Raw genomic sequence first — 309 nt, 5'->3', positions numbered from 1 at the left:
TCACCAGTCCATCACCACCTTGCCGGAATTGCCGCTCTTCATCGCATCGAACCCGGTCTGGAAGTCGTCAATCCCGATGCGGTGGGTGATCAGCCCACTGACGTCGAGCGGACCCTGCACCAGCGCGATCATCTTGTACCAGGTCTCGAACATCTCGCGGCCATAGATGCCCTTGAGATGCAGCATCTTGAAGATGACCTTGTTCCAGTCGATCTCGAAGCCGGTCGGCGCGATGCCCAAAATGGCGATCTTGCCGCCATTGTTCATGGTGTCGATCATGTCGCGGAAGGCGGGTGCCGCACCCGACAT

Annotated in this window: 1 pseudogene; it reads right to left on the bottom strand. The window is 58.6% G+C overall.

Annotation, left to right across the window (positions count from 1 at the left end):
• Positions 1-309: pseudogene (gene tdh, locus AC0L2R_RS33910) on the bottom strand (L-threonine 3-dehydrogenase); the annotation flags it as partial.

The organism is Mesorhizobium sp. WSM4820, from assembly GCF_055811075.1.
This window is presented reverse-complemented; position numbering and strand designations above follow the sequence as displayed.